12 protein-coding genes and 1 pseudogene are annotated in these 17,631 nt (G+C 63.6%); 9 read left to right on the top strand and 4 right to left on the bottom strand.

Features of this window, described 5'->3' with window-relative positions; all coding sequences use genetic code 11:
- Positions 1-47: 47 nt before the first annotated feature.
- Together IFS44_RS17150 and IFS44_RS17145 are read right to left on the bottom strand one after the other, a co-directional pair.
- A complete protein-coding gene (locus IFS44_RS17150) occupies positions 48-1,850 on the bottom strand; it encodes an IlvD/Edd family dehydratase (RefSeq protein ID WP_192099356.1) in 1,803 nt (600 codons plus the stop codon).
- Positions 1,851-1,885: 35 nt separating this feature from the next.
- Positions 1,886-3,043 carry an aldose epimerase family protein gene (locus IFS44_RS17145; RefSeq protein ID WP_192071713.1) on the bottom strand — a complete coding sequence of 386 codons (1,158 nt, stop codon included), beginning with the start codon at positions 3,041-3,043 and terminating at the stop codon, positions 1,886-1,888.
- Between the two features lie 162 nt (positions 3,044-3,205).
- On the opposite strand from IFS44_RS17145, the gene IFS44_RS17140 reads away from it, so the two are divergent.
- Positions 3,206-4,516, top strand: coding sequence for a sugar MFS transporter (locus tag IFS44_RS17140; RefSeq protein WP_244650390.1), 1,311 nt, complete (start codon positions 3,206-3,208; stop codon positions 4,514-4,516).
- A gap of 68 nt (positions 4,517-4,584) precedes the next feature.
- Here IFS44_RS17140 and IFS44_RS17135 read toward each other — a convergent pair whose 3' ends face one another.
- Entirely contained in the window at positions 4,585-5,346 is a 762-nt protein-coding gene (locus tag IFS44_RS17135; RefSeq protein WP_192099354.1) for a FadR/GntR family transcriptional regulator, read from the bottom strand.
- Positions 5,347-5,453: 107 nt separating this feature from the next.
- Between IFS44_RS17135 and IFS44_RS17130 the strand changes: the two genes are divergently transcribed.
- From IFS44_RS17130 to IFS44_RS17095, 8 genes and pseudogenes are all read left to right on the top strand, one after another.
- Positions 5,454-7,007: an aldehyde dehydrogenase (NADP(+)) gene (locus tag IFS44_RS17130; protein ID WP_192099353.1), complete on the top strand. Its 1,554-nt coding sequence runs from the start codon at positions 5,454-5,456 to the stop codon at positions 7,005-7,007.
- A gap of 57 nt (positions 7,008-7,064) precedes the next feature.
- Complete coding sequence (gene araD1 / locus IFS44_RS17125) at positions 7,065-8,057, top strand: AraD1 family protein (RefSeq protein WP_192099418.1); 993 nt, start codon at positions 7,065-7,067, stop codon at positions 8,055-8,057.
- 2 nt (positions 8,058-8,059) lie between these two features.
- On the top strand, positions 8,060-8,986 hold the full coding sequence (locus IFS44_RS17120; RefSeq protein ID WP_192099352.1) for a Gfo/Idh/MocA family protein: 927 nt from the start codon (positions 8,060-8,062) through the stop codon (positions 8,984-8,986).
- A gap of 7 nt (positions 8,987-8,993) precedes the next feature.
- Entirely contained in the window at positions 8,994-10,556 is a 1,563-nt protein-coding gene (locus IFS44_RS17115) for an alpha-N-arabinofuranosidase (RefSeq protein ID WP_192071709.1), read from the top strand.
- 51 nt (positions 10,557-10,607) lie between these two features.
- Positions 10,608-11,642 carry an arabinan endo-1,5-alpha-L-arabinosidase gene (locus tag IFS44_RS17110; RefSeq protein ID WP_192099351.1) on the top strand — a complete coding sequence of 345 codons (1,035 nt, stop codon included), beginning with the start codon at positions 10,608-10,610 and terminating at the stop codon, positions 11,640-11,642.
- 2 nt (positions 11,643-11,644) lie between these two features.
- Positions 11,645-12,673 (top strand): annotated as a pseudogene (locus IFS44_RS17105) (glycoside hydrolase family 43 protein); the annotation flags it as partial.
- The gene (locus IFS44_RS17100) at positions 12,670-14,019 is read left to right on the top strand and encodes a glycoside hydrolase family 27 protein (protein ID WP_342366471.1); all 1,350 of its coding nucleotides are present in this window, start codon (positions 12,670-12,672) and stop codon (positions 14,017-14,019) included. The pseudogene IFS44_RS17105 and the gene IFS44_RS17100, both read left to right, overlap by 4 nt.
- Positions 14,020-14,138: 119 nt before the next feature.
- Complete coding sequence (locus tag IFS44_RS17095; RefSeq protein WP_244650389.1) at positions 14,139-17,060, top strand: TonB-dependent receptor; 2,922 nt, start codon at positions 14,139-14,141, stop codon at positions 17,058-17,060.
- Positions 17,061-17,101: 41 nt separating this feature from the next.
- On the opposite strand, the gene IFS44_RS17090 is transcribed toward IFS44_RS17095, so the two are convergent.
- Positions 17,102-17,548, bottom strand: a complete 447-nt coding sequence (locus IFS44_RS17090) for a hypothetical protein (protein ID WP_192099350.1) — start codon at positions 17,546-17,548, stop codon at positions 17,102-17,104.
- Positions 17,549-17,631 lie beyond the last annotated feature (83 nt).

Below are 17,631 nucleotides of genomic sequence, written 5' to 3'. Positions count from 1 at the left end.
GCCTATGCAGTATCGCCTTCACATAGGAAGGCGATACTGCATCTTTATCAGTGATTGTCGCGCGGTAGACCCATCGTCTGGGCGATGCGCTGGTATTTCTCCGCACCTTCGAGGATGGCGCCGGTTTCCATCTGGCCGACGGTGGCGCGCTGGATTTCCTGCCACGGCGTCTGCGAGCGCGGGAAGGCATAGCCGCCCGCCGCAGTCAGCGTGCGGCGCCGCTCGGCCAGTTCCTCATCGGAGATCAGGACATCGGCGCTGCCCTTGCCGAGATCGATGCGAACCCGGTCGCCGGTGCGGATCAGCGCGAGGCCGCCCATCGCCGCCGCCTCGGGGCTGGCATTGAGGATCGACGGCGAGCCCGACGTGCCCGATTGGCGACCGTCGCCGATGCAGGGAAGCGCGTGAACGCCTTCGCGGATGAGATAAGCGGGCGGACGCATGTTGACGACTTCGGCGGCACCCGGATAGCCGATCGGCCCCGCGCCGCGCATGAACAGCAGCGTATCGGTGGTGATGCCGAGCGACGGATCGTCAATCCGGTGATGATAGTCCTCGGGGCCGTCGAACACGACCGCGGGGCCTTCGAACGCCTCGGGATCGTCCGGATTGCTGAGATAGCGTTCGCGGAATTCCGGCGAGATGACGCTCGTCTTCATGATCGCGCTGTCGAACAAATTGCCGCGGAGCACGATGAAGCCGGCATCCTCCAGCAGCGGCGTTGCGAACGGGCGGATGACGCGCTCGTCCTCGATCGTCGCGGTGCGGCAATTGTCGCCGATGCTCTTGCCGTTGGCGGTCATTGCGTCCTCGTGGATCAGCCCCTGCTTCATCAGCTCAGCGACCACCGCTGGCACCCCGCCGGCATGGTAATAATCCTCGCCGAGATACTCTCCGGCGGGCTGAAGGTTGACCATCAGCGGGACCTTGTGACCGTGCGTCTGCCAGTCGTCGATCGGCAGGTCGACGCCGATATGGCGCGCGATCGCGGCGAGGTGGATCGGCGCGTTGGTCGATCCGCCGATCGCCGAATTGACGACGATCGCGTTGTGGAACGCCTCCCTGGTTAGGATGTCGCTGGGCTTCAGATCCTCGGCGACCATGTCGACGATGCGCTTGCCGGTCTTGTACGCGACCTCCTGGCGGTCGCGGTAGGGCGCGGGGATCGCAGCCGATCCGGGCAGCTGCATGCCGAGCGCCTCGGCCAGGCTGTTCATCGTCGTCGCGGTGCCCATCGTGTTGCAATAGCCGGTCGACGGCGCCGACGAGGCAACGAGCTTGATGAAGCCCTCATCGTCGATCGCGCCGGTCGCGAGCAACTCGCGCGCCTTCCACACGATCGTCCCCGAGCCGGTCCGCTCACCCTTGTGCCAGCCGTTGAGCATCGGCCCGACCGACAGCGCGATCGCGGGAATATTGACCGTGGCCGCCGCCATCAGGCAGGCGGGCGTCGTCTTGTCGCAACCAATCGTCAGCACGACGCCGTCGAGCGGATAGCCGTAAAGCACCTCAACCAGCGCCAGATAGGCGAGGTTGCGGTCGAGCCCCGCGGTCGGGCGCTTGCCGGTCTCCTGGATCGGGTGGACCGGGAATTCGAGCGCGATGCCGCCCGCCTCGCGAATGCCTTCGCGCAGCCGTTCGGCGAGCACGAGGTGATGGCGGTTGCAGGGGCTGAGGTCGCTGCCGGTCTGCGCGATTCCGATGATCGGCTTGCCCGAACGCAGCTCCTCCAGAGACAGCCCGAAGTTCAGATAGCGCTCCAGATAGAGCGCGGTCATGTCGATGTTCTCGGGGTTGTCGAACCAGGCGCGCGAACGAAGCTTCTGAAGAGGCGTGGTCAAGTCGGTCATCGATTGGGCTTTCTGGAAATCGGATCAGCGGGGGGTCAGCGGGCGACGGAGACGCGGTAGATCATGCGGTGGTGATAGGGCTTGCCCGGGTCGACGCGCGCTGAGCCGAACGCCGGCTGGTTAGGCGTGTCGGGAAACTTCTGTGGTTCGAGCGCTAGGCCGTCGCCCATCCGATAAACGTGACCTGACTTGCCGACCAGCGAGCCGTCGAGGAAATTGCCCGAGTAAAATTGCACGCCAGGCTCCGTCGTGAATACTTCGAGCACGCGACCCGATGCAGGGTCCTCGACGCGGGCGGCCAAGCCGGGCTCCGCGCTCGCGCCCTTGTCGAGCACGAAATTGTGGTCCCAGCCGCGGCCGATGACGATCTGCGGATCGCGGCCGTCACGGATGCCATCTGACAGCGCCCGGCCCTTGGTGAAGTCGAACACGGTGCCGGCTACTGGCTTCAACTCGCCGGTCGGGATCAGCGCAGCATCGACGGGCGTATAGCGGCGGGCGCGGATGGTCAGACGCTGGCCGTAGATCCCGGTCGCCGAGCCTTCGCCGGCGAGGTCGAACAGCGCATGGTTGGTCAGGTTGACGATCGTCGGCGCGTCGGCCGTCGCATCGAAGTCGATCGTCAGTCCGCCCTTGTCGTCAAGCGCATAGGCGACCTTGACCGCAAGCGTGCCCGGATAGCCCTGGTCCCCTGCCGGGCTGGTCATCGTCATCACGACCTTCGCCTGCGCGCCGTTCGTGACCGAGACGATCTTCCAGACCCGCTTGTCAAAACCGGTAGTGCCGCCATGCAAACTGTTGGTCTTGTCATTGAGCGGGAGCTGATACGCCTTGCCGTCAAGCTCGAAACGGCCACCGGCGATCCGATTGGCATAGCGTCCGACCGTCTGGCCCCAGAAGTTCGGTGCGCTGACATAGCTTGCAGCATCGTCATAGCCGAGCGTGATGTCGACCGTCTTGCCGTTGCGGTCGGGCGCGCTGAACGACTGGAGCGTCGCGCCGAGCGTCATGATCCTCGCGCTGACGCCGTTGCTGCCGGTCAACGTCACCGCCTCGATCGCGGTACCGTCGGGCAGGGTGCCGAATGCACCGCGCTTGGCCGTCGCGGCGTTGGCGGCCTGAGCCGTCAGCGCCGCCAGTGCGACTGATAGTATGATCCCCGACTTCGACACCGACTTAATCATTGCGCGCATCCCGTCCTTAATCGTTCGGCGCCGTTGACGCGCCTTATGCGGCTATATAGTCAGACAATATATTTCTGGGCAAGCCGTGCGGGAAAAGACGATCGACCAAAGTCCGTCGATCAGTCGCCGACATGGCACGGAGGATGAACGATTATGGCGATGCCGATACAGATGCAACGACAGGTTGAGGGTGCTGCGACACAAGTGCCGCCAAGCGGGGGGCTAAGCTACCGATCCGCGTTGACGCTGCTGGCCAGTCTGTTCTTCATGTGGGGCTTCATCACCGTCATCAACAACACGCTGCTGCCGCATCTGCGCAGCGTGTTCGACCTCAGCTACACACAGACCACGCTGATCGAGAGCGTCTGGTTCATCGCCTATTTCTTCGCGTCCATCCCGTCCGCCAAGCTGATCGAACGGGTCGGCTACCAGCGCGCGATGGTGTTCGGGCTGGGTCTGATGGCGGTTGGAGCGTTGATGATGGTACCCGCCGCGCGGCTGCCCTCCTACGGCGTCACGCTATTCGCGCTGTTCGTGATCGCCAGTGGGATCACGCTGCTGCAGGTCGCCGCCAACCCGTATGTCGCCGTCGTCGGCCCGCCTGAGACCGCCTCGTCGCGGCTCAACCTGGTCCAGGCGTTCAACTCGGCGGGCGCCACGCTCGCGCCGCTGTTCGGTGGATATCTGATCCTCGGCCGCTCAACCTCCGGTACCGCGGTTGCTGGGTCAACGGCAGTCCTCACGCCGGCCGAACGGCTCGCCGACGCACAGTCGGTGGTGTTGCCGTATCTCATCGTCGCCGGCGTACTGGTGGTGCTCGCGATCGTCATCGCGCGCTTCCCGTTGCCGGCGATGGGCGCATCGACGCAGCGCTCGGCAAAGGCGGAGCGTAAGGGGCTGTCCCTGTGGTCGCACCGCAACCTCGTACTCGGCATTCCGGCGATCTTCATCTATCTTATCGCCGAGATCGGCGTCGCCAACCTGTTCATCAATTTCGTCAGCCAGCCGGACATCGGCAACCTCACGCACGAGCAGGCCTCGCATTACCTGTTCGTCCTGTGGGGCGGTATGATGGTCGGCCGACTGGTCGGCAGCGTAGTGATGCGGACGATCCCCGCCGAGCGCGTGCTGGCGGTGGCGAGCATCGGCGCGTTCGTCGTCATGTTGATCGCGACCTTCACCACCGGCCATGTCGCGATGTGGTCGCTGATTTTGGTCGGGCTCTTCCACTCGATCATGTTTCCGACGATCTTCACTCTCGGCATCCGTGGCCTGGGGCCGCTGACCGAAGAAGGGTCGGGGCTGCTGATCATGGCAATAGCCGGCGGCGCGCTAGTGATCGTCCAGGGTTGGCTCGCCGACACCTACGGGTTGCAGATCTCGTTCCTGCTGACCGCCGTGTGCGAACTCTATATCCTGTTCTATGCGGTATGGGGGTCGCGCGTGACCGACGCGCTGCCTGATCCCGTTCCCGTTCCTTAATCAGAGTTCAGCTTAACCAGGCTCCGGTTAGTCAGAGCAAAGGAAGCCGAAACGACGGTGGCGTGAGATCAGCCCGCCATCGCCAGCTTCGTATCCTCCAGCGCCAGATCGACCAGGGTTCGCATCGCCGTGCTGGCACCGTTCGCATCGCCTGAAGCGATCGCGTCGTAGACCAGCGCGTGATCCGGGATGGGATTGCGAGGCAGGGCACGTGCGCGCTGCTTGAACTGAGTGGTCCAAGCGACCGCGGCGCCGATGCTCGCGCTCAGTACGATCAATGCATCGTTGCGCGTCGCGGTCAGTACCGCATCGTGAAACTCGCGGTCCGCCGCGCGGCCGGCTTCGGTGGCCAAGGTATGCCGCCGCATCGCCGCCAGCGCATCCTTCATGATCTTGAGGTCGCTGCGCTCGCGTCTCTGGGCGGCCAGCGCCGCCGCGGCAGGCTCGACGATCGCGCGAAGTTCGAAGAGACTGCGGATCAATGCGATGTCAGGTTCGCCGGCGAACGACCACGCCAGAACGTCGGGATCGAGCAAGTTCCACCGGCTGCGCGGCAGTATGCGCGTTCCGATTTTCGGACGGCTCTCCACGAGCCCCTTGGCAGTCAGGACCTGGATGGCTTCGCGGTAAGCAGTACGCGACACGTCCAGCATCGCTGAGAACTCGACCTCCCCGGAAAGCGTGTCGCCAGGCGTGTATTTCCCGGACAATATCGCCGTTCCCAGCTTGTGAGCTACGGCCCCGTGCAACCGTCTTCCCGTACCACGGGTGGCCCGCGGCGGTTCACTTATCGCATCAACGACGTCGTTAACGTCTTGAATCTTAGTCATTCGCGCTCCCTGTTCGACAGATACCACGCCGTTCCAGATGGAGGAATGTCGTAGATTGCCAAACTCAAACGAGCCTTATATGTCAGAGTATAAGGAGTGGATACCACATGGCCGACGTGTCTTTTGCGAACAAGGTTCACGATACAGGCTTCTGGTCCGTCGAGGCGGCAACGGGTGCGACCGTAGGCGATCCGATTGCGGTTCATGGTCATGGCGACGTCGAAGCAGGCTGCGCCGCTGCAGAAGCCGCGTTCGACGTATACCGCGCGACCACTAATGACGCACGGGCGGACTTCCTGGAGCGGATCGGCGCGGAGATCGTCGCACTGGGCGACGACCTGATCGTCACCGCGATGCGCGAGAGTGGCCTGCCGCGCGCCCGGCTGGAGGGCGAGCGCGGGCGTACCGTCGGCCAGTTGAAGCTGTTCGCAGGCTTCGTTCGCCGTGGCGGCTGGATGGGGTTGCGGATCGATCCGGCACTCCCCGATCGCGCACCGCTGCCGCGTCCTGACCTGCGCTTGCGTATGATCCCGCTCGGTCCGGTCGCGGTGTTCGGGGCGAGCAATTTCCCGCTCGCCTTTTCGACTGCCGGTGGCGACACCGCGTCGGCGCTGGCAGCCGGTTGCCCGGTCGTCGTCAAGGGTCATCCTGCACATCCCGCCACCGGCGCAATGGTCGCTGGCGCGATTGATGCCGCGGTCGCGGCGTGTGGGCTGCCCAAGGGCGTGTTCTCCCATCTGGTCGGCCCCGGCAACGAGCTTGGCAGCGCGCTGGTGCAGGATTCGAGGATCGCCGCTGTCGGGTTCACCGGTTCGCGGGCTGGCGGGCTGGCCTTGGCCAAGCTGGCGCAGGTTCGCGAAGTCCCGATCCCGGTCTATGCTGAGATGTCAAGCATCAACCCGGTGGTGCTGCTGCCCGAAGCGCTGAAGGCCCGTGGCGCTGCGCTCGGTACGGCGTTCGTCGGGTCACTGACGATGGGCGCGGGCCAGTTCTGCACCAATCCCGGGCTGGTGCTCGCGCTCGAGGGCGAGGGGCTCGACGCATTCGTGTCCGCGGCCGCAACGTCGTTGCCCGAGGCTCCTGCCGCAACGATGCTCACCAGCGGCATCCATGCCGCCTACGAGCAGGGCATCGCCGCCCTTGCCGGCCACGACGCGGTGAACGAGATCGCGCGCGGCAAGGTCGGCGAAGGCGTTGCGCAAGGGCAGGCGGTATTCTTCGAAACGACCGCCGCACAGTTCCTGAGCGACAAGGCGCTGGGCCATGAGGTGTTCGGTGCGTCGTCGTTGCTGGTACGCTGCACGAGCGAGGACGAACTCCACGCCGTACTGGGTGCCGCCGAGGGTCAGCTTACGGCGACCATCCAGATGGATACGGGCGATGCCGGGATGGCGTCGCGCCTGATCCCGCGGCTCGAGCGCAAGGCGGGGCGGATCCTGGCCAATGGATGGCCGACGGGTGTCGAGGTCGCGCATGCCATGGTCCATGGCGGGCCGTTCCCGGCGACGTCGGACGGCCTCACGACTTCGGTCGGCAGCCTGGCGATCGACCGGTTCCTGCGGCCGGTGTCGTACCAGAATCTGCTGCCCGAACTACTGCCGGAGGTTCTGCGTGATGGCACGACCGTGCCGCGACTTATCGACGGCGTTCCCGCCATCTAAATCAAGATACTAGGGACGAACCGTAACAACGGCGTCCCGCTTAGGAGAGAGAGTGTGATGATTTTGCGCCTGTTGCAGCATGTTGGCGTCGACGGCACGCGATCGGTGATCGCTGCCACTAGTGAAGGGGCCACGTTCGTTACCGGCGTAGACAGCGTCCGCGCGCTCGCCGAACGTGCGCTCGCCGATGGCACCGATCTCGCCGGCGCAGTTGCAGCTTGTGGAACAGGCGCGAGCGTCGACATCGCCGCTGAGCTCGCCGCTGGTCGCCTGACCTCACCGATCGATCATGTCGATCCGGCCCACTTCATAATGACGGGCACCGGCCTGACGCATCTCGGTTCGGCTGAGGGCCGCGACAAGATGCACCGCGCGGCCGCGGACGCCGAGAAGCAGACGGATTCGATGCGGATGTTCCTCGAAGGCGTCGAGGGCGGCAAGCCGGAAGAAGGGACACGCGGCCAGCAGCCCGAATGGTTTTACAAGGGTGATGGCTCGGGTCTGGTCGCACCGGGTGCCGCGCTCGCGATGCCCGATTTTGCCGAAGACGGCGGCGAGGAGCCTGAGCTTGCCGGGATCTACCTGATCGGTCCGGACGGAACGCCGTTTCGCCTTGGTCTGTGCCTTGCCAACGAGTTCAGCGATCACGTGACCGAGCGGCACAATTATCTGTGGCTCGCGCATTCCAAGCTGCGCCAGGCGTCGCTCGGCCCGGAGCTGCTCGTCGGCACGCCGCCCGCGCATATCGAGGGCATGAGCCGGATCCACCGCGACGGCGCCGTCCTGTGGGAAAAGCCGTTCCTGTCGGGCGAGGCGAACATGTCGCACAGCATCGCCAACCTCGAGACGCATCATTTCAAATATGACCTGTTCCGTCGCCCAGGCGATGTCCATGTCCACTTCTTCGGCACCGCAACGCTGTCATTCGCCGACGGCGTGACAACGCGCGAAGGCGACGTATTCGAGATCGAGGCCGCACCGTTCACGCTTCCCTTGCGCAACACGCTGACCAAGGCAGCACCGCAGCCTGTCGTCGTGAAGGCGCTCTGAGTATGGCAGCTATCAGCATCGCGATTGTCGGCATGGGCAAGATCGCCCGCGACCAGCATCTACCCGCGATCGCAGGCAACGCCGAATTCGACCTCGTCGCCAGCGTCAGCCCGCGGGATGCGGGCGTCGAGGGCGTCGCCAACTTCAGGTCGCTGGAGGCGTTGCTCGCCGACGGTCCGGCGATTGACGCAATCGCGCTCTGCACGCCGCCGCAGGTGCGCTACTCGCTCGCCGCGATGGCGCTCGACAAGCGCCTGCACGTGTTCCTCGAAAAGCCGCCGGGCGCGACACTCGCGGAGGTCGACGCGCTCGAGGCTCAGGCCGCACAGACCGGCGCAACGCTGTTCGCCGGCTGGCATTCGCGGTTCGCGGCGGGTGTCGCACCCGCCAAGGCCTGGCTTGCCGACCGTCGCATCGACCGCGTGTCGATCGTCTGGCGCGAAGACGTCCGCGTCTGGCATCCCGGTCAGGCGTGGATCTGGGAGCCGGGCGGGCTCGGCGTATTCGATCCGGGCATCAACGCCTTGTCGATCGCGACCGAGATCCTGCCCGAGCCGTTCTTCCTCGAGTCCGCGACGCTGTCGACACCGGCCAATCGTGCCGCGCCCATTGCTGCCGATCTCGCTTTCCGCAGTGCGTCGGGCACACCGATCACGATGGATCTCGACTGGCGTCAGACGGGCCCGCAAAGCTGGGACATCGTCGTCGACACTGACGCCGGCACGCTCCGTCTCGCCAAAGGCGGCGCGGTGCTAACGCTGCCCGAAGGCAGCAGCGAGCATGACGATGCCGAATATGCCGGGCTCTACGCGCGTTTCGCCGCCCTGGTCCGTGACGGGCGCAGCGAGGTCGACACGACCCCCTTCACGCTCGTCGCCGACGCATTCCTGCGCGGCACCCGCAAATCCGTGGAGACTTTTAATGATTGAGGCAAAAATGACCCGCACGCTGAAGGGCCTCGCCGCCGCGCTGCTGCTCTCGACCGCCGGTATCGGCACCGCGCAGACCGACGCCCCCACGTCGGCTGCGGCAACCGTGACCGTCCATGCGGACACGCCCGGCCCGACCTATGATCGCCGCATCTTTACGCAGTTCGCGGAACATCTCGGCACCGGCATCTATGGCGGGCTCTGGGTTGGGGACAAGTCAAAGATTCCCAACGTCCGCGGATTTCGTACTGACGTCGTCACCGCGCTTCGCGGGATAGGCGTGCCGGTGGTGCGCTGGCCGGGCGGCTGTTTTGCCGACGAATACCACTGGCGAGAAGGGATCGGCCCCAAGGCTAAGCGCCCGACCAAGATCAACACGCACTGGGGCGGCGTGACCGAGCCGAATACGGTCGGCACACACGAGTTCATGGAGCTTGCCGGACAGCTGGGCGCCGAAGCCTACATAGCCGGCAACGTCGGCAACGGCACGCCGCAGGAAATGGCGGAGTGGGTCGAATATATGACCTCGCCCGCCGGCGCTCTGGCCGACGAACGCGCAAAAAACGGCCACAAGGCGCCGTGGGCAGTGCCGTATTTCGGCGTCGGCAATGAGCTGTGGGGCTGTGGCGGCAACATGCGCGCGGAGTATGCCGCCGACGTCACGCGACGTTACGCCACCTTCATCAAGGCGCCCGCAAATACGCGCGTCATGAAGATCGCGAGCGGCGCCAACGTCGACGACTATCACTGGACCGAGACAATGGCGCGTGAGCTGGTCGGCAAGGTGGATGCGCTGTCGCTGCATTACTATACGATCCCCGGTGGCTGGCCGCCGCGTGCGTCCGCGACCGTGTTTGACGAGCGCGGCTGGGCCGAGACGTTGTCCGAGACGCTCAGGATGGACGAGCTGATCACCAAACATTCGGCGATCATGGACAAGGTCGATCCGAAGAAGACGATGTGGCTCGCGGTCGACGAGTGGGGCACGTGGTATGCCGGCGATCCGGGCACCAACCCCGGTTTCCTGCGCCAGCAGAACACGCTGCGGGACGCGCTGGTCACCGCGATCAACCTTAACATCTTCGCCAAGCATGCCGACCGTGTGAAGATGACCGCGATCGCGCAGATGGTGAACGTGCTGCAGGCGATGATCTTGACCGACGGCAGCAAGATGGTGCTGACGCCGACCTATCACGTGTTCGCGATGTACAAGCCGTACATGGACGGCACTGTCTTGCCGATCGACATCAAGTCGCCCTGGTACAACAAGGACCAGTGGACGATGCCGTCGGTCAGCGCATCTGCCGTCCGTGGCAAGGACGGCGTGGTGCGGATCGCGCTCTCGAACCTCGATCCGAACAAGCCTACCAGCGTGTCCGCCGCGCTGCCGGGCGTGACGGCGCAGACCGTCACCGGGCAGGTGCTGACCGCGCCGACGATGACTGCGCTCAACACCTTCGAGGCGCCCAACGCGGTCGCACCGAAGGCATTCACTGGCGCTAGCCTGAGCGGTGGCACCCTGTCGGTGACGTTGCCACCAATGTCGGTGGTGATGCTCGAACTGAAGTGATCGTGACGCCCGCCGGAGCAACCGGCGGGCGTACCTACCGGGAGAGAGACGATGGCCGCATCGAAATGGGCGACCGGGCTGATCGCGTTGACGCTCGCGAGTAGCGTGCTGGCGCAAACCGCCGATGCGCCGCCGACACTAAATGCCAGTCTAACCGGCGATATCGTGCCCGTTCACGACCCGGTAATGATCCGGGCGGGGGATACCTATTACGTCTACGGCACCGGGCTCGACGGCCAGATGCTGAGCGCACGCACTTCGCCCGATCTGGTCCACTGGACCGCGGGTACGCCGCCGCTGTCGCGCCTGCCCGACTGGGCGACCAAAGCGGTGCCGGGCACCAAGGGGATGTGGGCACCCGACATCTCGCGGAGCGGGGACGGGCGGTACCGGCTTTATTATTCGGTCTCCACCTTCGGCTCGAGCCGCTCGGCGATCGGGCTCGCGACCAGCCCGACGCTCGACCCCAAGGCGCCCGACTATGGCTGGCGCGACGAGGGACTCGTGGTAATGTCGACGCCCAAGGACGATTTCAACGCGATCGATCCCAACCATGTCGTCGATGCGCAGGGCCGCGAGTGGCTATCGCTCGGCAGCTTCTGGACCGGCATCAAGCTGTTCGCGCTGAACCCGAAGACCGGCAAGCTACTCGACCCCGTAGAGAAGCCTCACGCGATCGCGCGCCGCCCCGCACCAGCCGGCGGACCCGCCCCGGTCGAGGCGCCGTTCATCATCGTCCATGGCGGCTATTACTGGCTGCTCGCGAGCTACGACTATTGTTGCAAGGGCGTGAACAGCACCTATTACACCGTCGTCGGCCGATCGAAGGCGATCACCGGCCCGTATCTCGGCAAGGACGGCAGCGCGATGATGCAGGGCGGGGGGACGATCTTCCTGCGCGCCGACCTGCAGGAAACGCAGCGCTTTCGCGGACCCGGCCACCCCGGCGTGATGCACGATACCGACGGCAAGGACTATGTCGTCTACCATGCCTATGATTCCCAGACCAAAGGCACCCCGACGTTGCGCATCGCACCAATCGCCTGGGGTGCAGATGGCTGGCCAATTGCGGAGAACCGACCATGATGATGAATTTCACACGACGGCTGTTCTTGGCCGGTGCCGGCGCAGCGACCGCAAGCGGCGCCCTCGCGCGGCTTGCGGCCAAAGCGCCGCTGCCGGTCAACCCGCTGGTCCGCCAGCGTGCCGATGCACAGGTCTTTCTGCACACCGACGGCTATTATTACATGACCGGCTCGGTGCCCCAATACGATCGGCTCGTACTACGCCGCTCGCGCACGCTGGCAGGGCTGTCGACAGCCAAGGAGCGCGTGTTGTGGCGGCATGAGAAAACCGGGCCGATGTCCGGTTTTCTTTGGGCACCCGAGCTGCACATGATCGACGGCCGCTGGATCATGTATTTCGCGGCAGGCCCGAGCGGCGGCGGCGAGGACGTTTTCCGTATCCGCACCTTCGCGGTGGTCTGCGACGGACCCGACGCGATGACCGGCAACTGGACCGTGCTGGGGCAATTGACGACGCCGTGGGACAGTTTCACGCTCGACTCGACCAGCTTCGTTCACCGCGGCACGCGCTATCTCGCCTGGGCACAGCGCGAGCCGGGGATCGAGACCAACAGCAACCTCTATCTCGCACCGCTCGCAACCCCGCTGACGCTGGCGACGAAGCCCGCGCGGCTGGCAGTGCCGACGCTTGATTGGGAGATCCGCGGCTTCAAGGTCGCCGAGGCTCCGGCGCTGCTGGCGCGCAACGGCAAGCTGTTCATGACCTATTCGGCGAGTGCGACCGATGCGCGCTATTGCCTGGGCATGCTGACCGCGCGCGACGATGCCGATATCATGGATCCGGCAGCCTGGACGAAATCGCCGAAGCCGGTGTTCAAGTCCTCGCCAGCGCACAAGGTCTTCGGGCCTGGCCACAACAGCTTCACCGTTGACGAGCGCGGCCGCGATATTCTGGTCTATCATGCGCGCGACTATGAGGCGATCAAGGGCGACCCGCTGTTCGATCCCAACCGCCACACCCGCGTCCAGACCTTCACGTACATGCCCGACGGCACCCCCGATTTCGGCGAACCGATTGCCAGCGGCCCATTGAGGTGAGCGGTCTCGATCGCCGGACGTTCCTTGCAGCAGGAGCCGCAGCCGTACCCGCGGCCGCGATCGGCGCTGGCGCAAGTGCTGGCTCGAAGCTCTTGGCGCCGACGCCGCCAATGGGCTGGAACAGCTGGAACAGTTTTGCGACGACGATCACGGAGGCGCAGGCGATCGAGATCGCGACGATCATGGCGGAGAAGCTGCTGCCGTCGGGCTATGATGTCTTCACCGTCGATATTCAGTGGTACGAGCCTGGGGCGACCAGCTACACCTACGCGACCAAGGCGACACCGGCGCTGGACGGCTATGGCCGGTTGCTGCCCGCGCCGAACCGGTTCCCGTCGAGCGCCGGCGGCAAGGGCTTCCGCCCGCTCGCCGATCGGGTGCACGCGCTCGGCTTGCAGTTCGGCATCCACCTGATGCGCGGTATTCCGCGATTGGCGGTGGAGCACAACCTGCCGGTGTTCGGGACGAAATACCGCGCGCGCGAAATCGCCGACACCGCCAGCATCTGTGCCTGGAACCCGGACATGTACGGCGTCGACATGCGCAAGCCCGGCGCACAAGCCTATTACGACAGCGTGTTCGCACTCTACGCATCCTGGGGCGTCGACCTGGTCAAGATGGACGACATGAGTCGCCCCTATGACGCGCATGCCCCCGAGATCGAAGCTGCGCATGCCGCGATCGTCGCGACTAAGCGGCCGATCATCCTGAGCCTGTCGCCCGGAGAAACGCCCTTATCCCGTGCCGATCACGTTCGCCGCTTTGCGCAGATGTGGCGGATCAGCGACGATTTCTGGGACGAGTGGCCGTTGCTCGAAGCGCAGTTCACCCGCTTGGAGAACTGGAACCCGCACCGCGTACGTGGCGGCTGGCCCGATGCGGACATGCTCCCGCTTGGGCGTCTGGCGCTGGGCGCGCGCGACACCAAGTTTACGCCCGACGAACAGCGCACACTGATGACCCTGTGGTCGATTGCGCGATCGCCGCTGATTATGGGCGGCGACCTGCGTTATCTCGACCGCCCGACGCTCGACCTTCTCACCAACCCTGAGGTCATAGCGGTCAATCAAGCAAGCTACGACAACCAGCCGCATTTCGTCGCCGACGGAATTCGGGTCTGGTCGGCGCGTGTGCCGGGATCGCGAGACCGCTATCTCGCTCTATTTAACACCGACAAATCCCGGCGATCTGTGCGGTTTTGCCTCGACATGATCGGCCTGAACGGACCGGTCGGTGTCCGTGATCTTTGGATACGACGCGATCTGGAAAGGGCGTCGGGTACGCTAGTAAAAAGCCTGCCACCGCACGGCGCCGCATTGTACCGCCTCAGTCCTCGCTGAAATATCCTGCTGAGTAGTCGGCCAAATAACCCTTGCTTTAACGTCCTTCCGATCATAACGAATGTCCGAGTAATACCGACTGCCAATAAGGTCGGATAGACATGATAGGGAGAGGCTAGATGGCGATGAAATCATTAATTCTGTGTTCCGCATCGATCGCAGCGCTGGTGCTGGGAGCCCCCGCACATGCGCAGGCCGTGCCGACCACGCCACAGGATCAAAACGGCCTGCCAGCGACCGGTACGCCCGCGGGCGTCGTTAACAACGCTGCCCAGACGCCGCCCGCGGCTGAGCAGTCCGCGACTGACCAGACTGCCACTGATCAGACCGACGCTGACATCGTTGTGACAGGTGTCCGCGCCAGCATCGTCGGTGCGCTTAACGTGCGCAAGAATTCGATCCAGATTGTCGATTCGATCGTGTCGGAAGATGTCGGTAAGCTCCCCGACAATAACGTCGTCGAAGCGCTTCAGCGTGTTACCGGTATTCAGGTCACTGATCGCGCCGGCGGCGAAGCGGCGACGATCACCATCCGAGGTCTGACCGATCCGTTGACGACGCTAAACGGGCGCAACATCTTCACCGCGGCCGGCACGTCATTCGCCCTACAGGATATCTCGGCGAACCTCGTCAAGCAGGTGGACGTCTACAAGACCCGCTCGGCTGACCAGCTGGAAACGGGCCTGGCCGGGCAGATCGATGTTCAGACCCGGCGCCCGCTCGATTTTGACGGCTTCACGATATCGGGCCTCGTACGCGGACTCTATTCGGAACTCGCTGACAAAGTGAACCCAAACGCTGCGCTGTTAATCAGCGACCGTTGGAAAACCGGCATTGGCGATATCGGGCTGCTCGTAAACGGCAGCTACACGCGCGCTCAATTCCGCAACCAGAATTTGCAGGCTGGCGCGATGGTGCCGTTCGCAACGGAAAACCCGGCGGCGGGTTCGGGCCTTACCCCGTTGCAGCGGATCTTCCCGGGTGACAGGAACCAGAACTGGACGCCGGGCCTGGATGCAGGTCTGCCCACCGCGCCGGGCTCCACGCTCAACATCAATGGCGTGAATACGCCGTATTATCTGTCGAGAGACGCGGTCATCGCGTCCGATGTTTACGGCAAGCGCGAACGTCGCGCGTTCAATGTAGCGCTGCAATGGGCGCCTAACGATCGTTCGGTCTACACGGCGGAAGTCTTCTACACCGGCTTCAAGGGCAAGACGTTCAACAGCCTGAACTTCAGTTTCGTCGACTGGTGGGGCGACCTGCCGGCCAATCCTGGAGCAAGCTTTGAGCTGTTCGACGGGACGAACATCATCAAGTCGCGTCAGGTCGGATCGGTCGCGGGGTTCAACAGCGGCGACACGGGCACCAGCAAGACCGACAGCTATGTCTATGCGTTAAACGCCAAGTGGGACGTGGCCGATCGCGGCAAGATCTCGGCCGACATCGCGTATCAGGACAGCAAGAACAAGACCTCGTTCTTCGCCATCCGCACGGATCGCGGGCCGCTCGACATCGACGTGGACTTCAACGCGGGCGGTGGGCTGCCGTCTTACAGCTTCGGCAATCAGTCCGTGCTGACCGACGCGACGGCGTGGACGATCGGTAATTTGTTCGACAGCGGTACCAAAAATACCGGTAGCGCGCTGACAATGATGCTCGATGGCGAATATGGCTGGGACGAAGGATTCCTGCGGCGCATCAAGACGGGCTTCCGGTTCGATGATCGCAAGGCTGACAATTACGTGCGCGACCAGGGCGCGGGTGGGCTGGGCACCACGCTGGCGGCGTTCGGCGAGGGCAAGCCCTTCACCAACAGCGGCTTCTTCGACGGTCAGGCGAACATTCCGACGAGCTGGGTGCTGGCGGATCCGCGCAGCATGGACCGCGACGCCGTCCGCACGCTGTATCGCGCCGTGGCCCCCGGCCTATTGCTCTCCGATCAGCTGAGCTTCGGCCAGGTGTTCGGCATCTCGGAAAAGAACGTGGCCGCTTATGCGCTTGCCGATGGCGAAGTCAGCATCTTCGGGCGTCCGCTGCAGCTGCAGGCCGGCGTACGCTATGTCGCGATCGATACCGATTATGACTATTTCGATCGCGGTGCCAACTTTGCTCGGACGAGCGTGTCCACCGGTTCGGAGAAGTGGCTACCCTCGTTTACCGCGCGCTATGCGATCGGGAATAATCTGCGCGTCCGTTTCAACTATGGCGAAACGCTCCGGCGTCCCAGTTTCGGCGATCTGAACCCCAATCCAGTGCTGACAGGCGACTTGTCGCGCATCGGCTTCGGTTCGGGCACGTCGGGAACGGCAAACCTTACCCCGACGCACTCGAAGAATATCGATCTGGCGGTCGAATGGTATTTCGAACGCAACAGCGCGATCTACGTAACAGCCTTCCGTCGTGAGATCGACGGGCTGGTCGTGCCGCTCACAGTGCGTGAAGCGATCCCGAACAACTATCTACCGCGCAATGAAACCTATACCGAATTGTTTAACATCACTCGTCCGGTGAACGCCTCGGACGGCGTCCTGAAGGGCGTCGAACTGGGTCTGACCTATTTCCCGACCTATCTGCCTGGTCCGCTGAACGGGTTGGGTGTCACCGGCAGCGCTACGATCCTAGATTCCGAACAGACCATTCCGCTTACCAACGCTGTCGGCGAGATTACGGGTTCGACGAAGTCGGCCTTCTTCGGCGTATCGAAACTGTCGTACAATGCGACGCTGGCCTACGACAACGGTCCGATTGGTGCGCGTCTATCGTACGTCTGGCGCAAAGGGTTCTTGCAGAGTAACGAAGCCCGGGCGTTTGCCAACCCGATCGGCTTCTGGCGCGCGCCGGAAAAAAGCCTGGACTTCCAGCTCACCTTGAATGTGAATAACGATATTGGCTTGACCTTCGACGCTGTGAATCTAACCAAGGCAAAGCAGCAGAGCTATTACAAGTTCGGCAATGTCGGTAACCCTGAGCAGTTCAACTCCAGCACGCTGCTGATCGACCGAACCTTTGCGCTTGGTGTGCGCTTTAAGTTCGACTGAGGTTAAGCAGCGGACTGGCTCCCGAGCTCTGCCGTTCATCTTCATGAATGAATGGCAGAACTTATTAAGCCCAAGCCCATGCAAAAATGACCGATTATGGGTCTTAGCGTCTTTGCGGTAGCGAGCTCGCCGCCCAACCACGTGTTCATTAAACCACCAAACAAAGGGTTCGCTTGCGAAGCGTTGCAGCAAGACCTTGGCCTTTCCCGCTCTTCCGGATACGTAGCTTCCAGAGCAGGCAAAGTTTCGCACTTCTTGATCAAGCAGCGCGCGCCCCACAGGGCGAAGACTTCGCGCCTAAGCTTCGCTTGTTGCGGCCGCGCAAAGACCTCAGCCAGCTTGCGCTGGCGTTCCACCGCCTGTTCGGCTTCCGCTTCCGGGCTGCCAATCAAACGAAACTTAAGCTTGGCGAACTGATCTCTGAAGACATTACTTACTGAATTGTCTTTCATCGGATGACCGGCGAGAGCATTTGCGAAGCGATCCACCGAAACTTAGCTCCGTCATCCTATTTCCTAGGTGTTTAGTCCCGGCATCTGGTGGATCGGATCGACGATGAACCTGTCAGGCT

The organism is Sphingomonas sp. CFBP 13706 (assembly GCF_014842355.1).
Classification (GTDB): domain Bacteria; phylum Pseudomonadota; class Alphaproteobacteria; order Sphingomonadales; family Sphingomonadaceae; genus Sphingomonas; species Sphingomonas aerolata.
This window is presented reverse-complemented; position numbering and strand designations above follow the sequence as displayed.

Excerpts from the sequence above, each read along its gene's own strand:
- IFS44_RS17120 (WP_192099352.1), top strand. The coding sequence starts at position 8,060 with ATGGCAGCTATCAGCATCGCGATTGTCGGCATGGGCAAGATCGCCCGC.
- araD1 (WP_192099418.1), top strand. The coding sequence starts at position 7,065 with ATGATTTTGCGCCTGTTGCAGCATGTTGGCGTCGACGGCACGCGATCG.
- IFS44_RS17130 (WP_192099353.1), top strand. The coding sequence starts at position 5,454 with ATGGCCGACGTGTCTTTTGCGAACAAGGTTCACGATACAGGCTTCTGG.
- IFS44_RS17115 (WP_192071709.1), top strand. The coding sequence starts at position 8,994 with ATGACCCGCACGCTGAAGGGCCTCGCCGCCGCGCTGCTGCTCTCGACC.
- IFS44_RS17140 (WP_244650390.1), top strand. The coding sequence starts at position 3,206 with ATGCAACGACAGGTTGAGGGTGCTGCGACACAAGTGCCGCCAAGCGGG.
- IFS44_RS17145 (WP_192071713.1), bottom strand. The coding sequence starts at position 3,043 with ATGCGCGCAATGATTAAGTCGGTGTCGAAGTCGGGGATCATACTATCA.
- IFS44_RS17095 (WP_244650389.1), top strand. The coding sequence starts at position 14,139 with ATGGCGATGAAATCATTAATTCTGTGTTCCGCATCGATCGCAGCGCTG.
- IFS44_RS17150 (WP_192099356.1), bottom strand. The coding sequence starts at position 1,850 with ATGACCGACTTGACCACGCCTCTTCAGAAGCTTCGTTCGCGCGCCTGG.
- IFS44_RS17110 (WP_192099351.1), top strand. The coding sequence starts at position 10,608 with ATGGCCGCATCGAAATGGGCGACCGGGCTGATCGCGTTGACGCTCGCG.
- IFS44_RS17135 (WP_192099354.1), bottom strand. The coding sequence starts at position 5,346 with ATGACTAAGATTCAAGACGTTAACGACGTCGTTGATGCGATAAGTGAA.